The 20,193-nt window shown below is 70.9% G+C and carries 19 protein-coding genes; 7 read left to right on the top strand and 12 right to left on the bottom strand.

Going from position 1 to position 20,193, the window contains the following annotated elements; genetic code table 11:
• Positions 1-22: 22 nt before the first annotated feature.
• Both ACWG52_RS12130 and ACWG52_RS12135 read right to left on the bottom strand, forming a co-directional pair.
• Positions 23-400, bottom strand: a complete 378-nt coding sequence (locus ACWG52_RS12130) for a thioredoxin family protein (RefSeq protein ID WP_389805510.1) — start codon at positions 398-400, stop codon at positions 23-25.
• 3 nt (positions 401-403) lie between these two features.
• Positions 404-796, bottom strand: a complete 393-nt coding sequence (locus tag ACWG52_RS12135; protein WP_033218926.1) for a MerR family transcriptional regulator — start codon at positions 794-796, stop codon at positions 404-406.
• A 396-nt stretch (positions 797-1,192) separates the two neighbouring features.
• On the opposite strand from ACWG52_RS12135, the gene ACWG52_RS12140 reads away from it, so the two are divergent.
• Entirely contained in the window at positions 1,193-1,816 is a 624-nt protein-coding gene (locus tag ACWG52_RS12140; protein ID WP_161291519.1) for a helix-turn-helix domain-containing protein, read from the top strand.
• Between the two features lie 82 nt (positions 1,817-1,898).
• Here the strand turns inward: ACWG52_RS12140 and ACWG52_RS12145 are convergent, their stop codons facing one another.
• Positions 1,899-2,924, bottom strand: coding sequence for an ATP-dependent 6-phosphofructokinase (locus ACWG52_RS12145; protein ID WP_033218922.1), 1,026 nt, complete (start codon positions 2,922-2,924; stop codon positions 1,899-1,901).
• A gap of 239 nt (positions 2,925-3,163) precedes the next feature.
• On the opposite strand from ACWG52_RS12145, the gene pta reads away from it, so the two are divergent.
• The 3 genes from pta (at position 3,164) to pyk (ending at position 8,035) form a co-directional block, all read left to right on the top strand.
• Entirely contained in the window at positions 3,164-5,260 is a 2,097-nt protein-coding gene (gene pta, locus ACWG52_RS12150; RefSeq protein WP_389805515.1) for a phosphate acetyltransferase, read from the top strand.
• Between the two features lie 71 nt (positions 5,261-5,331).
• Entirely contained in the window at positions 5,332-6,546 is a 1,215-nt protein-coding gene (locus tag ACWG52_RS12155; protein ID WP_390166297.1) for an acetate kinase, read from the top strand.
• A gap of 61 nt (positions 6,547-6,607) precedes the next feature.
• Positions 6,608-8,035 carry a pyruvate kinase gene (gene pyk / locus ACWG52_RS12160; RefSeq protein ID WP_389805522.1) on the top strand — a complete coding sequence of 476 codons (1,428 nt, stop codon included), beginning with the start codon at positions 6,608-6,610 and terminating at the stop codon, positions 8,033-8,035.
• Positions 8,036-8,224: 189 nt separating this feature from the next.
• Here pyk and ACWG52_RS12165 read toward each other — a convergent pair whose 3' ends face one another.
• The 4 genes from ACWG52_RS12165 to ACWG52_RS12180 all read right to left on the bottom strand — a co-directional run bounded on the left by ACWG52_RS12165 (position 8,225) and on the right by ACWG52_RS12180 (position 12,517).
• Positions 8,225-9,541, bottom strand: a complete 1,317-nt coding sequence (locus ACWG52_RS12165) for a hypothetical protein (RefSeq protein WP_390166295.1) — start codon at positions 9,539-9,541, stop codon at positions 8,225-8,227.
• Complete coding sequence (locus tag ACWG52_RS12170; RefSeq protein WP_389805527.1) at positions 9,531-10,133, bottom strand: DUF6114 domain-containing protein; 603 nt, start codon at positions 10,131-10,133, stop codon at positions 9,531-9,533. Before ACWG52_RS12170 ends, ACWG52_RS12165 begins: the two co-directional genes overlap by 11 nt.
• A gap of 108 nt (positions 10,134-10,241) precedes the next feature.
• On the bottom strand, positions 10,242-10,883 hold the full coding sequence (locus ACWG52_RS12175; protein WP_389805530.1) for a DUF6230 family protein: 642 nt from the start codon (positions 10,881-10,883) through the stop codon (positions 10,242-10,244).
• Positions 10,884-11,512: 629 nt separating this feature from the next.
• Entirely contained in the window at positions 11,513-12,517 is a 1,005-nt protein-coding gene (locus ACWG52_RS12180; RefSeq protein WP_389805533.1) for a tetratricopeptide repeat protein, read from the bottom strand.
• A gap of 249 nt (positions 12,518-12,766) precedes the next feature.
• On the opposite strand from ACWG52_RS12180, the gene ACWG52_RS12185 reads away from it, so the two are divergent.
• The gene (locus ACWG52_RS12185) at positions 12,767-13,387 is read left to right on the top strand and encodes a TetR/AcrR family transcriptional regulator (RefSeq protein ID WP_030720780.1); all 621 of its coding nucleotides are present in this window, start codon (positions 12,767-12,769) and stop codon (positions 13,385-13,387) included.
• A 10-nt stretch (positions 13,388-13,397) separates the two neighbouring features.
• Here the strand turns inward: ACWG52_RS12185 and ACWG52_RS12190 are convergent, their stop codons facing one another.
• The 5 genes from ACWG52_RS12190 to ACWG52_RS12210 all read right to left on the bottom strand — a co-directional run bounded on the left by ACWG52_RS12190 (position 13,398) and on the right by ACWG52_RS12210 (position 17,843).
• Positions 13,398-13,799, bottom strand: a complete 402-nt coding sequence (locus ACWG52_RS12190; RefSeq protein WP_161291562.1) for a hypothetical protein — start codon at positions 13,797-13,799, stop codon at positions 13,398-13,400.
• A gap of 55 nt (positions 13,800-13,854) precedes the next feature.
• Entirely contained in the window at positions 13,855-15,555 is a 1,701-nt protein-coding gene (locus tag ACWG52_RS12195) for an acyl-CoA mutase large subunit family protein (RefSeq protein ID WP_389805539.1), read from the bottom strand.
• A 98-nt stretch (positions 15,556-15,653) separates the two neighbouring features.
• Entirely contained in the window at positions 15,654-15,983 is a 330-nt protein-coding gene (locus ACWG52_RS12200) for a DUF3817 domain-containing protein (RefSeq protein WP_033218901.1), read from the bottom strand.
• A 75-nt stretch (positions 15,984-16,058) separates the two neighbouring features.
• A complete protein-coding gene (locus ACWG52_RS12205) occupies positions 16,059-16,565 on the bottom strand; it encodes a MarR family winged helix-turn-helix transcriptional regulator (protein WP_030720792.1) in 507 nt (168 codons plus the stop codon).
• Positions 16,566-16,586: 21 nt separating this feature from the next.
• The gene (locus tag ACWG52_RS12210; protein ID WP_390138049.1) at positions 16,587-17,843 is read right to left on the bottom strand and encodes an MFS transporter; all 1,257 of its coding nucleotides are present in this window, start codon (positions 17,841-17,843) and stop codon (positions 16,587-16,589) included.
• A gap of 153 nt (positions 17,844-17,996) precedes the next feature.
• On the opposite strand from ACWG52_RS12210, the gene ACWG52_RS12215 reads away from it, so the two are divergent.
• Both ACWG52_RS12215 and ACWG52_RS12220 read left to right on the top strand, forming a co-directional pair.
• On the top strand, positions 17,997-18,992 hold the full coding sequence (locus tag ACWG52_RS12215; protein ID WP_389805545.1) for an ArsR/SmtB family transcription factor: 996 nt from the start codon (positions 17,997-17,999) through the stop codon (positions 18,990-18,992).
• Positions 18,993-19,152: 160 nt separating this feature from the next.
• A complete protein-coding gene (locus ACWG52_RS12220) occupies positions 19,153-20,193 on the top strand; it encodes a glycoside hydrolase family 6 protein (protein ID WP_453128672.1) in 1,041 nt (346 codons plus the stop codon).

The raw sequence follows: 20,193 nt of genomic DNA on the forward strand, positions 1-20,193 counted from the left end.
GCCGGGGGCGGGGCGACGGGGCTCAGGCCGTGGCGAGGTGCGGCTCCAGTTCCTGGAGCAGCTTGCGCTTGGCCCGGGCCCCGACCAGCTGCCGGACGGGCTCGCCGTCCCGGAAGACGAGCAGGGTCGGCATGGACAGCACCCCGTACCGGGTGACGGCCCCGGGGTTGCTGTCCGCGTCGACCTGCACGACCTTGAGCCGGTCGGCCTCCTCGGCGGCGATCGAGGAGAGGACGGGGGCGAGTTGGCGGCAGGGGCCGCACCAGTCCGCCGTGAACTCCACGAGGACGGGCCGTCCCCGCTCCCCGAGCACCTCGGCCTCGAAATCGGCGTCGGTCACCTGCGCCACACCCTGAGCCTTCATGTCGCCGTCCCTCTCGTCCATCCGGTCATCGGTCATCGGTCATCCGGTCATCTCGCACTTCGGCACCGCCGCTACGCCGGCCGCCAGTTCCGCGTCGGCCAACTGCCGCCCGAGCTGATCGCGCACGTCGGTCAGCCGGCCGATCAGGCCGTCCAGCTCGACCAGCTTGCGCCGGTAGACGGCGAGCGAGGCGGGGCAGGAGTCCCCGGCCGGGTGGCCGGCGCGCAGGCAGTCCACGAAGGGCCGGGTCTCCTCCAGCTCGAAGCCGAAGTCCTGGAGCATGCGGATCTGACGCAGCAGCCGCAGGTCGTCCTCGTCGTAGGTCCGGTGGCCGTTGCCGTCCCGCCGTGCGGGGAGCAGCCCGCGCGACTCGTAGTACCTGAGCGTCCGGGTGCTGGTCCCGGCCCGCTCCGCCAGTTCGCCGATGCGCATGGGGCGACCGTATTCCTTGACGCCGACGTCAAGGCAAGGACGGGAGAGGGAGAGAGAGGGTGGGGCCCTCACCACCCCCGTGCGCGAGGGCCCCGGAAAGGATCACGCAGAAAACGGCCTTCCGGTTCACATTGTGCGAAGACTGTGAGGGGTATTGCGTCGGCGGGCGTTGGCTGGAACCGTACGCAGGGAAAGGATCTTCGGGCTCACCGATTACCGGACAGTCGCCCGGAAACCCGGCGAAAGGCCTTAACTTCATAGGACGTTCCTACGAGGTATGGGCTTGTTTGTTTGGTCTGTAGGCGCCGCAGCCTGGCCACTTCTACGGTGTGCGGTGTGCACTCCAGCCCACCTTTCAATGCCCCCGCCGCGCGTCGCCTGCGCGCGGCCCTGGGCATGGCTCCCGGACATGTCGCCTACGGCCTGCGGGCCCAGTACGGACTCGTCGTCGCGCCCGAGACCGTGATGGCCTGGGAACGTGGCGAGATATCACCCTCCTCCGCCGAGCTCACGGCGCTCGCGGGCGTTCTGTGGTGTTCGCCCGGCGAACTGCTCGCCGAGCCGGTCACCCTGCGGGAGCACCGGGTGGCCAGGGGGCTCGGGGCGGACGACCTGGCCCGGCGGATCGGGCTGGAGACGAGTGCGTACCAGAAGATGGAGGACACCGGGCGCTGGCGGGGCAACGAACGACAGTCCGCCGCCCTGGCCACGGTGCTGGGTCTGACACTGGCTCAGTTCGTGACGGCGACCGGCAAGCACGAGGAGCTCGCCGAGCTGCTGCGCAGTGCGGTGACCACGCGCTGGCAGGCGTACGTGAAGCCGCTGGGCAAGCTGCTGCCGATCCCCAAGCACCATCTGGAGTCGGTGCTGGAGCGGCTGCACGGCGACTACCAGTCGCGGATGGTGGCGACGCTCAGCTGGGGCGGCGGCCAGGGCGAGGCCGGGAGCGGGGACGCGGGCCGGGAGTTCCTCGCCGAGATCGTGGACCGGTTCTGGGACCTCGCGGGCGGTGCGGCGTAGGACGAGGCCATCGGGCGGACGTCGGGTGGGCGGACCGGCGCAGGCCGGGCAGGAGCGGCCGACGGGCCCGCCCGGGCCGGGCTCAGAAGACCGATTCGGCCTCGTACATACGGTTCTCGGGAACGGTCTTCAGCTCGGTGACCGCGTGGGCGAGCGGAGCCATCACGATGTCGGTGCCGCGCAGGGCGGTCATGTTGCCGTATTCGCCGCGGTGCACCGCTTCCACGGCGTGCCAGCCGAAGCGGGTCGCGAGGACGCGGTCGTAGGCGGTGGGGGTGCCGCCGCGCTGGACGTGGCCGAGGATGACCGGGCGGGCCTCCTTGCCCAGGCGGTGCTCCAGCTCGGTGGCGAGGCGGTTGCCGATGCCGGCGAAGCGCTCGTGGCCGTAGGCGTCGATCGCGCCCTTCTCGTACGGCATGGAGCCCTCGGCCGGGTGCGCCCCCTCGGCGACGCAGATCACGGCGAACTTCTTGCCGCGGGAGAAGCGCTCCTCCACCATCTTCACCAAGGCGTCCACCTCGAAGGGGCGTTCCGGCAGGCAGATCCCGTGCGCGCCGCCGGCCATGCCGGACTCCAGGGCGATCCAACCCGCGTGCCGACCCATGACCTCGACGACCATCACGCGCTGGTGCGACTCGGCGGTGGTCTTGAGGCGGTCGATCGCCTCGGTGGCGACCATGACGGCGGTGTCGAAGCCGAAGGTGCGGTCGGTGGAGGAGATGTCGTTGTCGATGGTCTTCGGTACGCCGACCACGGGCATCCCGGCGTCCGACAGCATCCGGGAGGCGGTCAGGGTGCCTTCGCCGCCGATCGGGATGAGGGCGTCGATGCCGTAGCGCGTCGCCAGCTCCTGGGCGTTCTCGGCGGCTTCGTGGAGACGGGCGCGTTCCATGCGTGCCGAACCGAGGATCGTGCCGCCGCGGGCGAGGATGCCACTGACGGCATTGATGTCGAGGGGGCGGAAGTGGCCGTCGAGGAGGCCCTTGAAGCCGTCCTCGAAACCGATGACCTCATCTCCGTGCCCGACCACGGCACGGTGTACGACCGACCGGATGACAGCGTTGAGGCCCGGACAGTCGCCGCCTGCGGTGAGAACTCCGATACGCATCGTGCTGTGTCTCCTGCCGTACATATGAAGGGCGTAATGGTGAAGCCTGTCCGATTGTTCCACGGGCCCGGGGGGCCGCGCGTTTTCGACGGCCGGGCCCCGGAGCCCTCCCGACCCTCCCGACCGGGCCTTTTCCCGGGGGGCGCCCTAGCCATTGACAGAGGTATTGTCAAGAGGTCGAGCCAGAGCAAAGTGACATTTCAGAGCATGACCTTCACAGCATGGGACGGAGAGCGGGCGTGACGCGCAGCGTGTACGTGACCGGTATCGAGCGGGGGGACGGCCGGCAGTTCGTCGAGCTGGGCATCATGGAGCTGCTGACCCGGCAGACAGGCCGGGTCGGCGTCTACCGTCCGCTGCTGCACGACGCACCGGACCGGCTCTTCGACCTCCTCAAGGCCCGCTACCGGATCGATCAGGACGCCGCGGCGGCCTACGGCATGTCCTACCAGGAGGCCTCGGCGATCCTGGCCGAGAAGGGCACCGACGAGCTGGTCTCGCGGCTGGTCGACAGCTATCACCGGGCGGCCCGCGACTACGAGGTCATGCTCGTCCTCGGCACCGACTACGCGGAGACCAATCTCCCCGACGAGCTGGCGCTCAACGCCCGCCTCGCCAACGAGCTGGGCGCGGTCGTCGTCCCCGTGGTGGGCGGCACCAAGCACCAGGCCGAGGCCGTGCGCGCCGAAGCCCGCAACGCCTACCGCGCCTACGAGACCCTGGGCTGCCACGTGGTCGCGATGGTCGTGAACCGGGTGGCCGCCGAGGACCGCGACGTCATAGCCGAGCGGCTGGCCGCCCGGCTGCCCGTGCCCTGCTACGTGCTGCCGGACGACAAGTCGCTCTCCGCCCCGACCGTCGCCCAGATCACCCGGGCGCTCGGCGGCGAGGTCCTTCTCGGCGACGAGGCCGGGCTGGCCCGCGACGCCCTGGACTTCGTCTTCGGCGGCGCCATGCTGCCGAACTTCCTGGGCGCCCTGACCCCCGGCTGCCTGGTCGTCACCCCGGGGGACCGCTCCGACCTGGTCATCGGCGCACTGGCCGCGCACTCCTCCGGCACCCCGCCGATCGCCGGTGTGCTGCTGACGCTGAACGAGCGCCCGAGCCAGGACATCCTGACGCTGGCCTCGAAGCTGGCGCCGGGCACACCGGTGGTGTCGGTGGCCGGCAACAGCTTCCCGACCGCCACCGAACTCTTCTCGCTGCAGAGTCGGTTGAACTCCGCGACCCCGCGCAAGCTGGAGACCGCGCTCGGCCTGTTCGAGCGGCACGTGGACACCGGCGAGCTGCGCGGTCTGCTGTCGGTGGCCCGCTCGGAGCGCGTCACCCCGATGATGTTCGAGCACGAGCTGCTGGAGCGGGCCCGCTCGGACCGCCGCCGCGTCGTCCTGCCCGAGGGCACCGAGGAGCGGGTGCTGCGCGCCGCGGACGTGGTGCTGCGCCGGGGGGTCTGCGACCTGACCCTGCTGGGCGACGAGCAGGCGATCCTGAAGAAGGCCGCCGACCTCGGCGTCGACATCTCGGGCGCGCAGCTGATCGACCCGGCGACCTCCCCGCTGCGGGAGGGTTTCTCCGAGTACTACGCCCAGGTCCGCGCCCACAAGGGGATGACCGTCGAGCTGGCGGGCGACGTGGTCACGGACGTCAACTACTTCGGCACCCTGATGGTCCAGCGGGGCCTGGCCGACGGCATGGTCTCGGGGTCCGTGCACTCCACCGCGGCGACCATCCGCCCGGCCTTCGAGATCATCAAGACAAAGCCGGAGGCGTCCATCGTCTCCTCGGTCTTCTTCATGTGCCTGGCCGACCGGGTCCTCGTCTACGGCGACTGCGCGGTCAACCCGGACCCGAACGCCGAGCAGCTCGCCGACATCGCCGTCCAGTCGGCGACCACCGCGGCCGCCTTCGGTGTCGAGCCGCGGATCGCGATGCTCTCGTACTCGACCGGCACCTCCGGCAGCGGCGCGGACGTCGACAAGGTCCGCAAGGCCACCGAGCTGGTCCGTGCGCAGCGCCCGGACCTGCAGATCGAGGGGCCGATCCAGTACGACGCGGCCGTGGAGCCCTCGGTCGCGGCGACCAAGCTGCCCGGGTCCCAGGTGGCCGGCCGCGCGACGGTGCTGATCTTCCCCGACCTCAACACCGGCAACAACACGTACAAGGCCGTGCAGCGTTCGGCGGGCGCGGTGGCGGTCGGCCCGGTCCTGCAGGGTCTGCGCAAGCCGGTCAACGACCTCTCGCGCGGTGCGCTGGTCCAGGACATCGTCACCACCGTGGCCATCACGGCGATCCAGGCGCAGGGCTCGCCCGGGCCCGCGACCGCGCCCACCGCCTGATCCACCCGATCCGCCCCGCCCGGCCCTCGCACCTCCTCCCCCACCGCCCGCGACCAGGAAAGACCCTCATCGTGACCGCATCGCGCGTACTCGTCCTCAACTCCGGCTCCTCGTCGGTCAAGTACCAGCTCCTCGACATGGCGGACCGGTCCCGGCTCGCCTCCGGCCTGGTGGAGCGCATCGGTGAGGAGACCTCCCGGCTGGTGCACGAGCCGCTCGTGGGTCCGGGCGCGGCCGGCGGCAGGCGCGAGCAGGTCGGCCCGATCGCGGACCACGGGGCCGCGCTGAAGGCCGTGGCCGCCGAGCTCGCGGCGGACGGGATGGGACTGGACTCGCCCGAACTGGCGGCGGTGGGGCACCGGGTGGTGCACGGCGGGACGCGCTTCACCCGGCCGACCGTGATCGACGACGAGGTGCTGGCGGAGATCCGGAGCCTGATCCCGCTGGCCCCGCTGCACAACCCGGCGAACGTGACGGGCATCGAGGTGGCGCGGGAGCTGCGCGCGGACCTCCCGCAGGTCGCCGTCTTCGACACGGCCTTCCACTCGACGATGCCGGAGCACGTGGCGCGGTACGCGATCGACGCCCAGGTCGCCGACGCGTACGCCATCCGGCGGTACGGCTTCCACGGCACCTCCCACGCCTACGTCTCGCGGGCGACGGCCCGGCTGCTCGGCAGGCCGGTGGAGGACGTGAACGTGATCGTGCTGCACCTGGGCAACGGCGCCTCCGCCTCGGCCGTGCGGGGCGGGGTCTGCGTGGAGACGTCGATGGGCCTGACCCCGCTGGAGGGGCTGGTCATGGGTACCCGTTCGGGCGATGTCGACCCGGCGGTCGTCTTCCACCTGGCGCGGGTGGCCGGCTTCTCGGTGGATGAGATCGATTCGCTCCTGAACAAGAAGAGCGGTCTGCTGGGCATGTGCGGCGACAACGACATGCGCGAGGTGCTGCGGCGCGCGGGCGAGGGCGACGAGGCGGCGAGCCTCGCCTTCGCCACGTACGTCCACCGGCTGAAGAAGTACATCGGGGCCTACGCGGCGGTGCTCGGGCGGGTGGACGCGGTGACCTTCACGGCCGGTGTGGGCGAGAACGCCCACCAGGTCCGCGAGGCCGCGATCGACGGCCTGGCCGCGCTGGGCCTGGTGCTGGATCCGCGGGCCAATGCCGTGCGGTCCGCCGAGCCCCGGCTGATCTCGGCGGAGGAGGCCCGGGTGGCGGTGGCGGTGGTCCCGACGGATGAGGAACTGGAGATCGCCACCCAGGCGTACGAGCTGGTTACTCGCTAGTCACTTGGAGTTTCCGCCAGACGGAATATTCCGCTACGAAACAAACCGATAGGATCCAGTCATGCGCCGTTCCAAAATTGTCTGCACGCTGGGCCCCGCCGTCGACTCGTATGAGCAGCTGAAAGCGCTCATCGAGGCAGGCATGAACGTGGCCCGATTCAACTTCAGCCACGGGTCCCAGGCAGAACACCAGGAGCGGTACGACCGCGTCCGGCAGGTCTCCGAGGACACCGGGCGCGCCGTCGGCGTCCTCGCCGACCTCCAAGGCCCGAAGATCCGTCTGGAGACCTTCGCCGAGGGTCCCGTCGAGCTGGTGCGCGGTGACGAGTTCACCATCACCACCGACGACGTCCCGGGTGACAAGTCCATCTGCGGCACCACCTACAAGGGTCTCCCGGGCGACGTCGCCAAGGGTGACCAGATCCTGATCAACGACGGAAACGTCGAGCTCCGGGTGACCGAGGTCGACGGCCCCCGGGTCCGGACCATCGTCATCGAGGGCGGTGTCATCTCGGACCACAAGGGCATCAACCTGCCGGGTGCCGCCGTGAACGTCCCCGCCCTGTCGGAGAAGGACGTCGACGACCTCCGCTTCGCCCTGCGGATGGGCTGCGACATGGTCGCCCTCTCCTTCGTCCGCGACGCCAACGACGTCAAGGACGTCCACAAGGTGATGGACGAGGAGGGCCGCCGGGTCCCGGTCATCGCCAAGGTGGAGAAGCCGCAGGCCGTCGAGAACATGGCGGCCGTGGTCGACGCCTTCGACGCGGTCATGGTGGCCCGTGGTGACCTGGCCGTCGAGTATCCGCTCGAAAAGGTCCCGATGGTCCAGAAGCGGCTCATCGAGATGTGCCGCCGCAACGCCAAGCCGGTGATCGTCGCGACCCAGATGATGGAGTCGATGATCACCAACTCCCGCCCGACGCGCGCGGAGGCGTCCGACGTCGCCAACGCGATCCTCGACGGCGCGGACGCGGTCATGCTGTCGGCCGAGTCCTCGGTCGGCGCCTACCCGATCGAGACCGTCAAGACGATGTCGAAGATCGTCACGGCGGCCGAGGAGGAGCTCCTCGCCAAGGGCCTCCAGCCGCTGGTCCAGGGCAAGAAGCCCCGTACCCAGGGCGGCTCCGTCGCCCGCGCGGCCTGCGAGATCGCGGACTTCCTCGGCGCCCAGTCGCTCATCGCCTTCACCCAGTCGGGCGACACCGCCCGCCGCCTGTCGCGCTACCGCGTGACCCAGCCGATCCTGGCCTTCACCACGGACGTCAACACCCGCAACCAGCTCACGCTGAGCTGGGGCGTCGAGTCCTACATCGTCCCGCACGTGGACACCACGGACGCGATGGTCGACCTGGTCGACGGCGAGCTGCTCAAGCTGAACCGCTACAACCAGGGCGACACCATGGTCATCACCGCCGGCTCGCCCCCCGGCGTCCCCGGCACCACCAACATGGTCCGCGTCCACCACCTGGGCGACACCCAGGCCTGACACCGCCGGCCCGCTTGAACTCTGCCGCACAGAGACCGAGGGCGGCACCCCGATCCTGAGAAGGATCCGGGGTGCCGCCCTCGGTGTGTTCCGGGGTCCGGACAGGCCCTACGGTGCGGGGCCCGCCGGGGTGACGGCGACGGCCCGCCCCCGGGAAGGGGCGGGCCGTCGGACGTGCGTGAGCCGGTACTACTCCGGTGGGCCGATGTAGTTCTTCAGGCCCGGAACGGTGAGCGTGCCGCCGAACTGGCCGGCCTGGACGACCTTGACGTCCGTGAAGAACGCGAAGGGGACGTTCAGGGGCGGCGGGCTGTTCGGGGTGAACTCGATCGGGATCAGACCGAACAGGTTCCCCTTGAGGCTCTCGGTGTACATCGTCACCGTGCCGCCGCGGATCTTGGACGTGGAGCCCGGACGCGACTTCAGGTGGGCGACGTTCCCCGACTTGCCGACCGTCTGGTACAGGTCCTTGATGTCCAGCGAGTCCGCGGTGAACTTCAGGACCTTCTTGGTCTTGCCGCCGGCCGTCTTCACCTCGACGATGCCGTGGTAGTCCAAGCCGTAGAGGGTCAGCAGGGAGCTGTCGAGGTACCAGGGCTCGTCCGGCAGGAGCGGGACACCCTGCTCCAGCTCGGCGTCGGCCAGGGCCTTGGCGTCGTAGGTCGGGCACGGGAAGGGCTGCTTCCCGTCCGGGTCCTTCGTCTCCTCGTCCTTGGCCTTGTCCTCGTCCTCGGCCTTGGACTTGTCGTCCTTGGCCTCGTCGTCCTCGGCCTTGTCCTCGCCCGTCTCGTTCTTGGGGTCCTTCTCGGTCTTCTTGACCTCCTCGGACAGCTCCTTGACGTCGACGCCGGCCTTCTTCGCCGCGTCGCGGATCGCGTCCGCGGCCGGGTCCGGGGTCGGGGCCGTCGTGGCAGCGCCCGACGGGGTGGGCGCGGGCGTCGGGGTCGCCTTCGCCGTCGCGTCCTCGAGGGGCCTGCCGAGCTCGTCGACGAGGTTCTTGAGCGCGTCGCCGACGCCCAGCGGGTCCAGCGGGTTCGTGGACTTGGTCGGTTCCGGAGCCGGCGTCGTGGCCGGGGCCGGAGCCGCGGCCTTCTCGTTCGTCACCGGGGGCTTGGCCGCCGACGGGGAGGTGCTCGGCTTCGCCTTCTCCTTCGTGGACGCGGACACCGACGGAGAGGGCGTCGCGCTGGGCGACGTACTCGGCGAAGGCGTCGTGGACGGCGTCGGCGACGGGGACTTCGACTCGGTCTCCGCGGGTTCGTCGGACCGCGTCACACACGGGCCGGGCGCGAAGGGGATCTCCTTGTCGTCGGCCACGGCGAGCTTGGGCGCCATACCCATCCCGACGAACACGGCCGTCGGCATCGCCGCGAGCGCCATCGTCTTGCCGACGGGTATCTGGATCTTGTTCAGCAGCGACTTCCTGGGCGCCGCGTGGCGCGGCCCCTTCACTACACGGGACTCTGCGCCTGGGGCCACGCCCCGCTGCGTCTCGTCACCCCGCACTGTTCCTCCCGCCATCGGCGTGGGCAGTCGTCTCGCTCGCGTGTGCCGTTTCCGTCCCACGGGGACCAGGAATGCCCTGGACACCCATGCCCGCCGTCGCCTCCGCCTTGCTCAGGCCGACCACACCCGGCTGCTGCTCGACCATCGGCTGCGCGTCCGTCGGCTGTGCGCCCTCCTCGACCGGCTGACCCGGCGCCCAGGCCAGGGCGAGAGCGCCACCGACCATGGAGAGGAGGAAGCCGACGAAGAAGCCGCCGAGGTTGGACACCGGGATGGAGACCAGGGCCAGCAGGATCGCGGCCACGCCGGCGAAGACGCGGATGGTCGCCTGGAACCAGAGCGCCAGGCCGAGCGTGATGAGCAGTACACCGATGATCAGTGCGCCTGCGCCGCCCGTGGTGGCCATCGCGAGACTGATGTTGCCCAGCCGGAGGTCCGCGTAAGGGAAGTATGCGATCGGGAAGCCACCGAGGAGCGTGAACAACCCGGCCCAGAAGGGACGGCGGCCACGCCAGGCGTGGAAGTGGTAGTACGCCACGGTGGGCCAGGCGTCGTCTTCTGCGCGAACGTAAACCGGGGCCTGGGGGTTCATGGACAACAGCTCCCTGGAAACGGGTGGTACGTGAGAACTCTGTGGAGCCCGGACGGGCGGGGGCGACGGCTGCCACCACCCGCCCGTCCGGTCAGACACGGGGACTGATCAGTCCTTGATGTCCTGGTAGCACGGCTGGTCGCCACCGAGCAGGCGCAGCTTCAGGTTGGGCAGCTTGAAGGTGCCCGCCGTGGTCGCCCACGCCTTCTGCTTGACGTCCCGCAGGATCGCCTTGTCCGCGCGCTGCGAGAAGGCGTACGGGCTGGCGACCGTGCCGGCCTGCGGCTTGGTCTTGTGGCTCGGGTCGCCGACCGCGACACCGATGTCCAGGTTGGTGAACTCGGCGTTGGTGTCGAGCTCGGCCACATCCAGGTAGATGTTGGACGCCTCGGCCGGGGTGCCCTTGTGACCGGTCTTCAGCTGGAGCGTGATGTTGCCCAGCGGAGTCGGGGTGACCAGGGACTGGCACATGTTGGTGATCTTGGCGTTGCTGAACCCGGAGATGGTGACCGGGTGGTGCTGGGCGTTGCCCTTGAGGTCGTGACCCTCGGCGATACCGCCGTACTGGATGAGGTTCTCACCCACGAGCTCGTCGGCCGAGACCTTGAAGTCCTGGCCGGAGACGCTGAAGGACGCCGCGAGGGCACCCTGCGCCAGACCCACACCGACCGCGGCCGTGGCCGCGATGCTCGGCACCATGACGAGCGCGAAGCGCTTCCATCTGGTCCCGCCACGAACCTGAGAACTCATTTCGTTCCTCCTTCTCGGACGTACATCTCCGGTCCGGGCCGTGCCCGTCCTGGGATGGGAGAAGTGCTACGTCCTCGGGAAGGAGCGCAGGCGGCCGGGCCGCGGCTGAGCCACGTCCGATACACCGGCGATCACCCCCGAGCGACAACCACTGGGCCACGCGTTCGCGCAACCTGGAGGACAGGCCCCGCCGGAGTGGCAGAGACCCCCCTGTCCCACGGCCGGTGCCACTGCCACAGGCCGACTCGGTGGGGACCCTTCACCGCGGCTCCGAGTGAGCGGCTCTGCGGGAAGGACCGAGCGTCGCCGATCGTGGTCCATTCCAGGCCGGGGCACAAGGGGGTTCGTTACTGGCGGGTAACGGCCAGATAACCTAGGTGCGACCCGTTGCCGTCGGGCAGCAACACAGGGTGTTACCCACGGCCACGACAGAACAGTCGAATGACGAACACACCGGACAGTTCACAGGGTTCGATTTACTGCGAGTAACAGCGGCCGCGATTGCCAAGTTTTGGCAAAGCGCGGCCGCTGTTTATCTACGTGTCAACAAATCGCCGGTGACCCGGCGATGTCCGCGAGAGGCGCGTCGAGGGGCCTGGAGCGGCCGCGAAAGCCGGTCCGGAGCCGGCCTAGAAGAGCACCCGGGCGAGCGCCGTACGCGCCGCGGAGACCCGCGGGTCGTCCGCGCCGATGACCTCGAACAGCTCCAGCAGCCGCAGCCGCACGACGTCGCGGTCCTCACCGAACGTGACCCGGACGGTGTCCACCAGGCGCCCGAAGGCGTCCTCCACGTGGCCGCCGACCAGGTCGAGGTCGGCCGCCGCGATCTGCGCCGCCGGGTCGCGCGGGTTCTCGGCCGCCGCGGCCCGCACCGCCTGCGGGTTCATGTGCTGGACCCGGGCGAGGAGCTCGGCCTGGGCCAGGCCCAGCTTGGCCTCCGTGTTGAGCGGGTCGTCCGCGAGCACGTTCTTGTACGCCTGGACCGCGCCACCGAGGTCACCGGCGTCGAGCGCGACGACAGCCGCCTCCAGCAGGGCGTCGTACGGGCCGGCCGGGATCTCGTCCGCGGCCGAGGCGGGCGGAGCGGCACCCTCCGCGTCCGGGTCCACCTCGATGCCGATGATCCCGAAACGGTCCTCGGCGACCTGGACGAGCTGGGCGAAGGTCTCACGGATCTGCTGCTCCGGGACCACGCCCTGGAACAGCGGCAGGACCTGACCGGCGACCACGGCGAAGACGGCCGGGATCCCCTGGATCTGGAACTGCTGCATGAGCATCTGGTTGGCGTCGACGTCGATCTTGGCGAGCACGAGGCGACCGTTGGCCTCGGTGATCAGGCGTTCCAGCAGCGGGCTGAGCTGCTTGCACGGCTGGCACCACTCGGCCCAGAAGTCCAGGACGACCGGGACCTCTGCCGAGAGCTGGAGCACATCGCGTTCGAAACCGGCCTCGTCTACGTCGATGACGAGCGCCGACGGCGGCACGGCACCGGCGGACGGACCCGCCTCGCCGGCCTCGCCGGCCCGCTTCGCCGCTTCGGCGCGGGCCTGCTCGGCCTTGGCCTTGGCCTCGCCGGCCGCCTTCACCGCGGCGAGGTCGACGACGCCGCTCATGGACATGTTTCTGGGCTGCATGCGTACATCCTCCCCCGTGTGCGCGCGCCGACGAAAAAGATCGCGTGAATTGGCCGTGCCGCCGTACTGTCGCGATCGTGATGCTGAACGGCGCCGGGTCCCCACCTGGCGCCTGTAGCTCTTCGCGTGGTTGTCGCTCTTACGCTACGAGCCGTAGCGTAACTCCCCCGGCGGCCCACCGCGCCCCTCGCGGGCCCGTGATCTGAACCACAGCGGCCGGTATGGCTACCGACGGGTATGGTCTCGGCCATGCGCAACCCCAGCCCCGGCCGCACCGGTCGTCCCCGCAGCGCCGCCGCGGACGCCGCGATCCTCGCCGCGACCCGGGACGCGCTGGTCGAGCTGGGCTGGTCGAAGCTGACGATGGGCGACGTGTCCGCCCGCGCGGGGGTCGCCAAGACCACCCTCTACCGGCGCTGGGCCGGCAAGAACGAGCTGGTCGTGGACGCCGTCGCGGAACTCTTCGACGCGCTCGAACTCCCGGACCGCGGCTCCCTCGAAGCGGACATCGAAGGCGTGGTGCTGCAGTTCGCGGAACTGCTGCGGCGGCCGGAGGCCCGTACCGCCCTGATGGCGGTCGTCGCCGAGTCCACCCGGGACGAGGCCCTGCGCGACCGGATCCGGTCGGCGATCGTGGACCGGCAGAAACGTCTCGTCGTACTGGGTCGCGAGCGGGCCCAGGCCCGTGGCGAACTCCCGTACGAGGAGGACGAGACCCTCGCGGGTCGCACCACGGACCTGATCTTCGACGTGATCGCCGGCACGGTCGTGCACCGCGCCCTGGTGAGCTCCGAACCGGTGGACGAGGTCTGGGTGGCCACCTTCACGGCCCTCCTGATGCACGGCCTCCAGGGCCCGGCGGCGGCCTGACGCGTCCCGGCTACGTCTGCGCCGTCGGGCGGGGCTTCCCGGGCCAACTCACCGTGATCCGTCGACCCTGGTTCTCCGGCGGCGGCCCCAGTCCGGCGCCCGCGAGCGCGGCCCGGCCCGCGTACAGCCCGGCCAACCGGTAGCCGTCGTCCCTGGAGTCGACCTCGTGGAAGCCGCCGTCCGTGACGCGCACCCGGGCCGTCACCCCGCCCAGCCCCTCCTGGATCCCCTCGAACACCGCGGGCAGGAACTCGTGCGGCAGCCGCTCCTCCCGCACGGTGTGCAGGAACTCCGACGCACCGTCGGCGCCGGGCGGTTCGAAGTCGACGACGATGTACGCGTACGGGCCGCAGCCGATCTGCATCACCACGCGGGCGCTGACACCGGGCACGGAAACGGGAAGGCCGGTCATGGGGCCACCGTAGGGGCGCCATGACCGGCCGTTCCACACCTTTACGCGCGGCGGGTCAGAAGCCCGGCGGCTCGGTGTACGTGCCCCACTCGTCGCGCAGGACGTTGCAGATCTCGCCCATCGTGGCCTCGGCCCGCACCGCGTCCAGCATGGCCGGGATCATGTTCGCCCCGTCCCGGGCGGCGTCCAGCATCGCCTTCAGTGCCGCGTCGACCTTGGCGTCGTCGCGGCGGGCCTTGCGGGCCGCGAGCTCCCGCACCTGGACGGTCTCCACCTCGTGGCTGACCCGGAGGATCTCCAGGTCCCCGGTGACCGACCCGTGGTGCACGTTGACGCCGACGACGCGCTTGTCGCCCTTCTCCAGGGACCGCTGGTACTGGAAGGCCGACTCGGCGATCTCCCCGGTGAACCAGCCGTCCTCGATGCCGCGCAGGATGCCCGAGGTGATCGGCCCGATCGGGTGCTGCCCGTCCGGGTGGGCGCGCAGGCCGCGCTCCTTGATCTGGTCGAAGATCTTCTCGGCCTCGGCCTCGATGCGGTCGGTGAGCTGCTCCACGAACCAGGAACCGCCCAGCGGGTCCGCCACGTTGGCGACGCCGGTCTCCTCCATCAGCACCTGCTGCGTGCGCAGGGCGATCTCGGCCGCCTGCTCGCTCGGCAGGGCGAGGGTCTCGTCCAAGGCGTTGGTGTGCAGGGAGTTCGTGCCGCCGAGCACGGCCGCGAGGGCCTCGACCGCGGTGCGCACGACGTTGTTGTACGGCTGCTGCGCGGTCAGGGAGACACCGGCGGTCTGGGTGTGGAAGCGCAGCCACATGGACTTCTCGCTCTTCGCCCCGTAGACCTCCTTCATCCAGCGGGCCCAGATCCGGCGCGCGGCGCGGAACTTGGCGATCTCCTCGAAGAAGTCGAGGTGCGCGTCGAAGAAGAAGGACAGGCCGGGGGCGAAGGCGTCGACGTCCATGCCGCGCGAGAGGCCCAGCTCCACGTAGCCGAAGCCGTCGGCCAGCGTGTACGCGAGCTCCTGCGCCGCCGTGGCTCCGGCCTCGCGGATGTGGTAGCCGGAGACGGACAGCGGCTTGTAGGCCGGGATGCCCTTCGTGCAGTACTCCATGAGGTCGCCGATGAGGCGAAGGTGCGGCTCGGGTTCGAAGAGCCACTCCTTCTGGGCGATGTACTCCTTGAAGATGTCGGTCTGGAGCGTGCCGTTGAGGACGGCGGGGTCCACGCCCTGCCGTTCGGCGGCGACCAGGTACATGCAGAAGGCGGGGACGGCCGGGCCCGAGATCGTCATCGAGGTCGTGACGTCACCGAGCGGGATGTCCTTGAAAAGGATCTCCATGTCGGCGGCGGAGTCGATGGCGACCCCGCAGTGGCCCACCTCGCCCAGGGAGCGGGGGTCGTCGGAGTCGCGCCCCATGAGGGTCGGCATGTCGAAGGCGACGGAGAGCCCGCCGCCGCCGGCGGCCAGGATCATCTTGTAGCGCTCGTTGGTCTGCTCGGCGTTCCCGAACCCGGCGAACTGCCGGATGGTCCAGGTCCGCCCGCGGTACCCGGTGGCGTGGAGGCCGCGGGTGTACGGGTACTCGCCCGGCCACCCGATGCGCTCGAAGCCCTCGTACGCGTCGCCGGGGCGGGGACCGTAGACCGGTTCGACCTCGTCGCCGGAGAGCGTGGTGAAGTCTGCCTCGCGCTTGCGGGCCTTGTCATAGCGGGCCTGCCAGCGACGGCGGCCTTCCTCGATGGCGTCAGCGTCCATACCCATGAATTTACTAGGACGTCCTAGTAAATGTCGATGGCAAACCCCCGGGGAGTCGCCCCGGGGGTGGGTGACGCTCGCCTCGTACGCGGCGGAGATCAGGCCTTGGCGGTCGCGAGCGAGTCGTCGACCAGCGGTTCGACCTCGGCGCGGACCTTGCGCTCGACGAAGAAGGCGGCCACCGGAATCGTTCCGCTGAGCATGACCCAGAGCATCTTGCCGAAGGACCACCTGGCCTTGGAGCTCAGGTCGAAGGCGAAGACCAGGTAGATCATGAAGAGCACACCGTGGGCCTGCGAGACCACGAAGGTCAGGTCGGCGCCGGTGTCGAAGCCGTACTTCGCCACCATGCAGGCACAGAGGATCAGGAGCATGACCGCGGTCACGTAGGCCATGGCGCGGTAGCGGGTCAGCACGCTTCGTTTCATGCCGACGAGCCTAGCCGTCCGTTTTGCTCGATCTTGACGCGGCCCCGGGACCCGGCAGGGTCCGGAAGACAGGCCCTAGTCCTGGAAGTCCGCCGCGGCCACCCGCAGCGGGCGCAGCAGCGCGAAGATCTCCCCGCACTCCTCGGCGTCGTACGCGCCGAGGCCGAAGTCGACGGCCATCAGGTCCTTCGTGGCGGCCTCGACGACCTCGCGGCCTTTCTCCGTGATGGAGGCGAGGGTGCCGCGGCCGTCGTTCGGGTTGGGTCGCTTGGCGACCAGTCCGGACCTCACCAGCCGGTCCACGGTGTTGGTCACCGAGGTCGGGTGGACCATCAGCCGCTCGCCGATCTTGGACATCGGCAGTTCGCCGGCCTTGGAGAAGGTGAGCAGCACCAGTGCCTCGTACCGGGCGAAGGTGAGCCCGTACGGCTTGACGACCGCGTCGACCTCGCCGAGCAGGATCTGGTGCGCGCGCATGATCGAGGTGATCGCGGCCATCGAGGGCACGGGTCCCCAGCGCTGCTGCCAGAGTTCGTCGGCGCGGGCGATGGGATCGAAGGGAAGGCTGAGCGGCTTGGGCACGCGTCCGACCCTACCGGGAGGTCACTTCACGGCGAGGGCCGTCTCATCCCTCAGTCGTTCCTCCTGCCGGGCGGCGGACCGGAGTTCGGCCAGGAGCAGCAGGACGACCCCGGTTCCGAGGACCCCGGCGCCGGTGACCACCTCGTGCACCGGGCGGAATTCGGCCGCCAGCCCGGCCAGGGCCATGCCGACCCCCTGGAGGGTCATCAGGCCGGTGCTGAGCAGGGTCATCGCCCGGCCCCGCAGCTCGTCGGGGACGGCGTCGACGTACCACTGGTCCAGCCCGAGGGTGTAGGCGTGGGCCAGCCCGGCGAGCAGCAGGGCGGCGAGGACCACGGGCGGGCCCGGCCGCAGGGCGAAGAGCAGGAACGGCAGCAGCCCGGCGGAGGCGAGCGGGATCACGATCCGCGAGCGCGTCCGGGCGGTGAGGGCGGAGCCCGCCCAGAGTTCCCCGGCGATGGTGCCGACGGGCATGGCGCACATCATCAGGCCCAGCGCGGCGGTGCCGACGCCGATGCCGTCCGCGTACGGGGCGAGCAGCGCCTCGGGGACGACGAGGAAGACGGGCGGCAGCCAGAACAGCAGCATCAGCGCCCGCAGCCGGCGGCGGCCGAGGACGGCGCGCAGTCCGGCGAGCGGGGAGGTACGGGCGGCGTTGCGGGCGGGGCGGCTGCGCGTGCCCAGCCGCAGCAGCAGCGCGGAGCCGAGGAAGCCGGCGGCGGTGAGGGCGATGGCGGCGCGCGGCGCGAGCACGGTGAGCAGCAGCCCGCCGAGGCCGAAGCCGATGAGCTGGGCGCTCTGGGCCACCATGCGCAGCAGCGAGCGGCCCAGGACGAAGGCGTCGCCGGTGCCGAGGATGTCGGGGAGGGAGGCGTTGCGCGTGCCCTGGAACAGCGGCGCGACGAAGGCCATGGCGCAGCGCAGGACGAGGAGCACGGCGACGGGCGTGCCCGGCGCCACCATGGCGGCGGCGCAGAGCGCGCAGACGAGGTCGCAGGTGACGAGCACCCGGCGGGCGGGGTGGCGGTCGGCGATCCCGGCGAGGAGGGTGCCGCCGAGGACGTACGGGAGAAAGCCGAGGGCGAAGGTGAGCGCGCTCATCAGGGGTGAGCCGGTGGTGCGGTAGACGAGGACGGACAGCGAGATCTCGGCGACGACCACGCCGAACACGGACAGCAGATGTGCGGCGAAGACGGTACGGAACTCACGGACCCGGAACACGGAGCGGTAGCCCGGTGGCGGTGCGGACCGCCCGGGCGCCTGGGTGTCGGCTGGCATGGACCCAGCGTCCCGGGCCCGCCTCGGGCGCTCCAGAGATTCGCCTGTGGCCGAATGTTGAGGCAGAGTTCTTGCCGGTCCTTGTCGGTCCTTGTCTGTCCTTGTCGGTCCTTGTCCCGGCGGAAGTCCGGGAGAGGGGGAGGGAGCACCGGGATGGGGTTGCACCACTACTTCGGGCACGAGGATCTGCTGCGGTGCCGCTTCGCGCTGTCGCCCGCGTGGGAGACGCAGGAGGCGGTCCGCACCCTGAAGCTCACGGAACGGCAGGCCTACCACCTGCCCTGGCTGCGTCGGATCCGCGCCGCGGCCGACGGGTTGGACCTGCGGCCCCTGTGGCTGCTGATGCCGCACCGCGGGCACAGCGCGGACTTCATCGGCCCGCCGCCGAGCGGACCGGGGGTCTCCTTCGAGGAGGAGATCGCGCTGATCCGCGGGGCGGACCCGGCCGCGGCGCACGAGGACATGCGCAAGTCGCTGGCCTGCACGCCCGGCGCCCTCGACAGCGATACGGGGCGCCACCTCCTCGCCGATCCGGTGCGGGCCGTACGCGAACTGGCCGATCTGATGGAGCGGGCCTGGAGCCTGCTGATCGAGCCGCACTGGCCGCGGCTGCGGGCCCTGCTGGAGGCGGACATCCTCTTCCACTCGCGGCGCCTCGCCGCCGGCGGGCTCCAGTCGCTCTTCGACGGTCTGCACCCGGGCCTCGCCTGGGATCCGGCCACCCTCACCCTGACCATCGAGCGGCCCAGCCACCACGAGCGCGTCCTGGGCGGCCAAGGGCTGCTGCTGATGCCGAGCGCCTTCATCTGGCCGGGGATCGCGGGCGGCTTCGACCCGCCCTGGCAGCCCACCATCGTCTATCCGGCGCGTGGCGTCGGCGCCCTGTGGACCCCTGCCCAGGAGAACACCCCGGACGCGCTCGCCCGGCTCCTGGGCCGGGCCCGGGCCGAGGTGCTGTGCGCGCTGGAGGAGCCGGCCTCCACCACGGCGCTGGCACACCGGCTCGGTCTGGCCCCGTCCACGGTCTCGGCCCATCTGGGGGTCCTGCACGCGGCGGGACTGCTCATCTCCGCACGCCACGGCCACCAGGTCCGCTACGAGCGCACCCCGCTCGCGATCGCCCTCACCACGGGCGATCCCGCCCCCTGAGCCCGGACCGCCGGACCTCGCCCGCCCGGACCTCGCCCGCCCGGTCCTCCTCCGTGGCCCCGCCGCCGCCCGGTGTCGCACAGCCCTGCCAACTGCCCGACATGTCAACATATCCCGGTATCTTGCTCCGCTGCCCGACCCTTCGTCCCGAGGAAGCCGGATGCCCCCCGCCGCTCGCAGGCCGCGTTTTCGCACCACCGCCCCCGTCCTCGGCCTCCTCGCGCTCCTCGCCGCGGCCCCCGCCTGCGGCGGTGAACCCGGGCCCGAGCCGGGTACCCCCGCCGCCTCGCCCGCGGCGCCCTCCCCCATCGTCGCGGCAGAGGAGTCCCCGTTCTGGGTGGACCCGCACAGCGACGCCGCCCGGCAGGTCGCCGCGTGGGAGGCCGCCGGCCGCAACAGCGACGCCCAGGTGCTGCGCCGGATCGCGGACCGCCCGCTCACCCTGTGGGGGCCGGGTGACGACCCCGGTCCCGAGATCCGCCGGGCCCGGGCGGGGGCCCGGGCCACCGGGCGCACCCTGCTGCTCGCCGCGTACAACATCCCCTACCGGGACTGCGGACAGCACTCGGCCGGCGGCGCCCCGGACGCCCGCGCCTACCGGAGCTGGATCGGCGCCTTCGCCGACAACATCGAGGACACCAAGGCCGTCGTCGTCCTGGAGCCCGACGCGATCGCGCACATCATCGACGGGTGCACCCGGCCGGAGCACCACGCCGAGCGCTACCAACTGCTCTCCGAGGCCGTCGACCGGCTGAAGAAGAACCGCAACACCAAGGTCTATCTGGACGCCGGCAACCCGGCCTGGATCCCCAACCCACTGGACCTCGTCGACCCCCTCTTCAAGGCGGGCCTCGCCCGCGCCGACGGCTTCGCCCTCAACGTCTCCAACTTCCAGCCCGACGCGACCGCCCGGGCCTACGGCGCGAAGATCTCCCAGGGCACCAGCGGCAAGCACTTCGTCATCGACACCAGCCGCAACGGCGGCGGTCCGCTGCCCGGCGACCGCGCCCAGGCCTGGTGCAATCCACCGGGCCGCGCCCTCGGGACGCCGCCGACCGACCGGACGGGCGACCCGCTCGTCGACGCGTACCTCTGGGTCAAGCGGCCCGGCGAGTCCGACGGGACCTGCCGCGGCGGTCCGTCGGCCGGCACCTGGTGGCCGGACTACGCCCTGGGACTGGCCCGCCGCGCCCGCGAATGA

The organism is Streptomyces sp. CLCI03 (assembly GCF_053615355.1).

What these genes read in the sequence shown, in the direction of transcription:
- ACWG52_RS12130 (WP_389805510.1), bottom strand. Translation starts at nt 400, where the DNA reads ATGACCGATGACCGGATGGACGAGAGGGACGGCGACATGAAGGCTCAG.
- ACWG52_RS12135 (WP_033218926.1), bottom strand. Translation starts at nt 796, where the DNA reads ATGCGCATCGGCGAACTGGCGGAGCGGGCCGGGACCAGCACCCGGACG.
- ACWG52_RS12140 (WP_161291519.1), top strand. Translation starts at nt 1,193, where the DNA reads ATGGCTCCCGGACATGTCGCCTACGGCCTGCGGGCCCAGTACGGACTC.
- ACWG52_RS12145 (WP_033218922.1), bottom strand. Translation starts at nt 2,924, where the DNA reads ATGCGTATCGGAGTTCTCACCGCAGGCGGCGACTGTCCGGGCCTCAAC.
- pyk (WP_389805522.1), top strand. Translation starts at nt 6,608, where the DNA reads ATGCGCCGTTCCAAAATTGTCTGCACGCTGGGCCCCGCCGTCGACTCG.
- ACWG52_RS12170 (WP_389805527.1), bottom strand. Translation starts at nt 10,133, where the DNA reads ATGAACCCCCAGGCCCCGGTTTACGTTCGCGCAGAAGACGACGCCTGG.
- ACWG52_RS12175 (WP_389805530.1), bottom strand. Translation starts at nt 10,883, where the DNA reads ATGAGTTCTCAGGTTCGTGGCGGGACCAGATGGAAGCGCTTCGCGCTC.
- ACWG52_RS12180 (WP_389805533.1), bottom strand. Translation starts at nt 12,517, where the DNA reads ATGCAGCCCAGAAACATGTCCATGAGCGGCGTCGTCGACCTCGCCGCG.
- ACWG52_RS12185 (WP_030720780.1), top strand. Translation starts at nt 12,767, where the DNA reads ATGCGCAACCCCAGCCCCGGCCGCACCGGTCGTCCCCGCAGCGCCGCC.
- ACWG52_RS12190 (WP_161291562.1), bottom strand. Translation starts at nt 13,799, where the DNA reads ATGACCGGCCTTCCCGTTTCCGTGCCCGGTGTCAGCGCCCGCGTGGTG.
- ACWG52_RS12195 (WP_389805539.1), bottom strand. Translation starts at nt 15,555, where the DNA reads ATGGACGCTGACGCCATCGAGGAAGGCCGCCGTCGCTGGCAGGCCCGC.
- ACWG52_RS12200 (WP_033218901.1), bottom strand. Translation starts at nt 15,983, where the DNA reads ATGAAACGAAGCGTGCTGACCCGCTACCGCGCCATGGCCTACGTGACC.
- ACWG52_RS12210 (WP_390138049.1), bottom strand. Translation starts at nt 17,843, where the DNA reads ATGCCAGCCGACACCCAGGCGCCCGGGCGGTCCGCACCGCCACCGGGC.
- ACWG52_RS12215 (WP_389805545.1), top strand. Translation starts at nt 17,997, where the DNA reads ATGGGGTTGCACCACTACTTCGGGCACGAGGATCTGCTGCGGTGCCGC.
- ACWG52_RS12220 (WP_453128672.1), top strand. Translation starts at nt 19,153, where the DNA reads ATGCCCCCCGCCGCTCGCAGGCCGCGTTTTCGCACCACCGCCCCCGTC.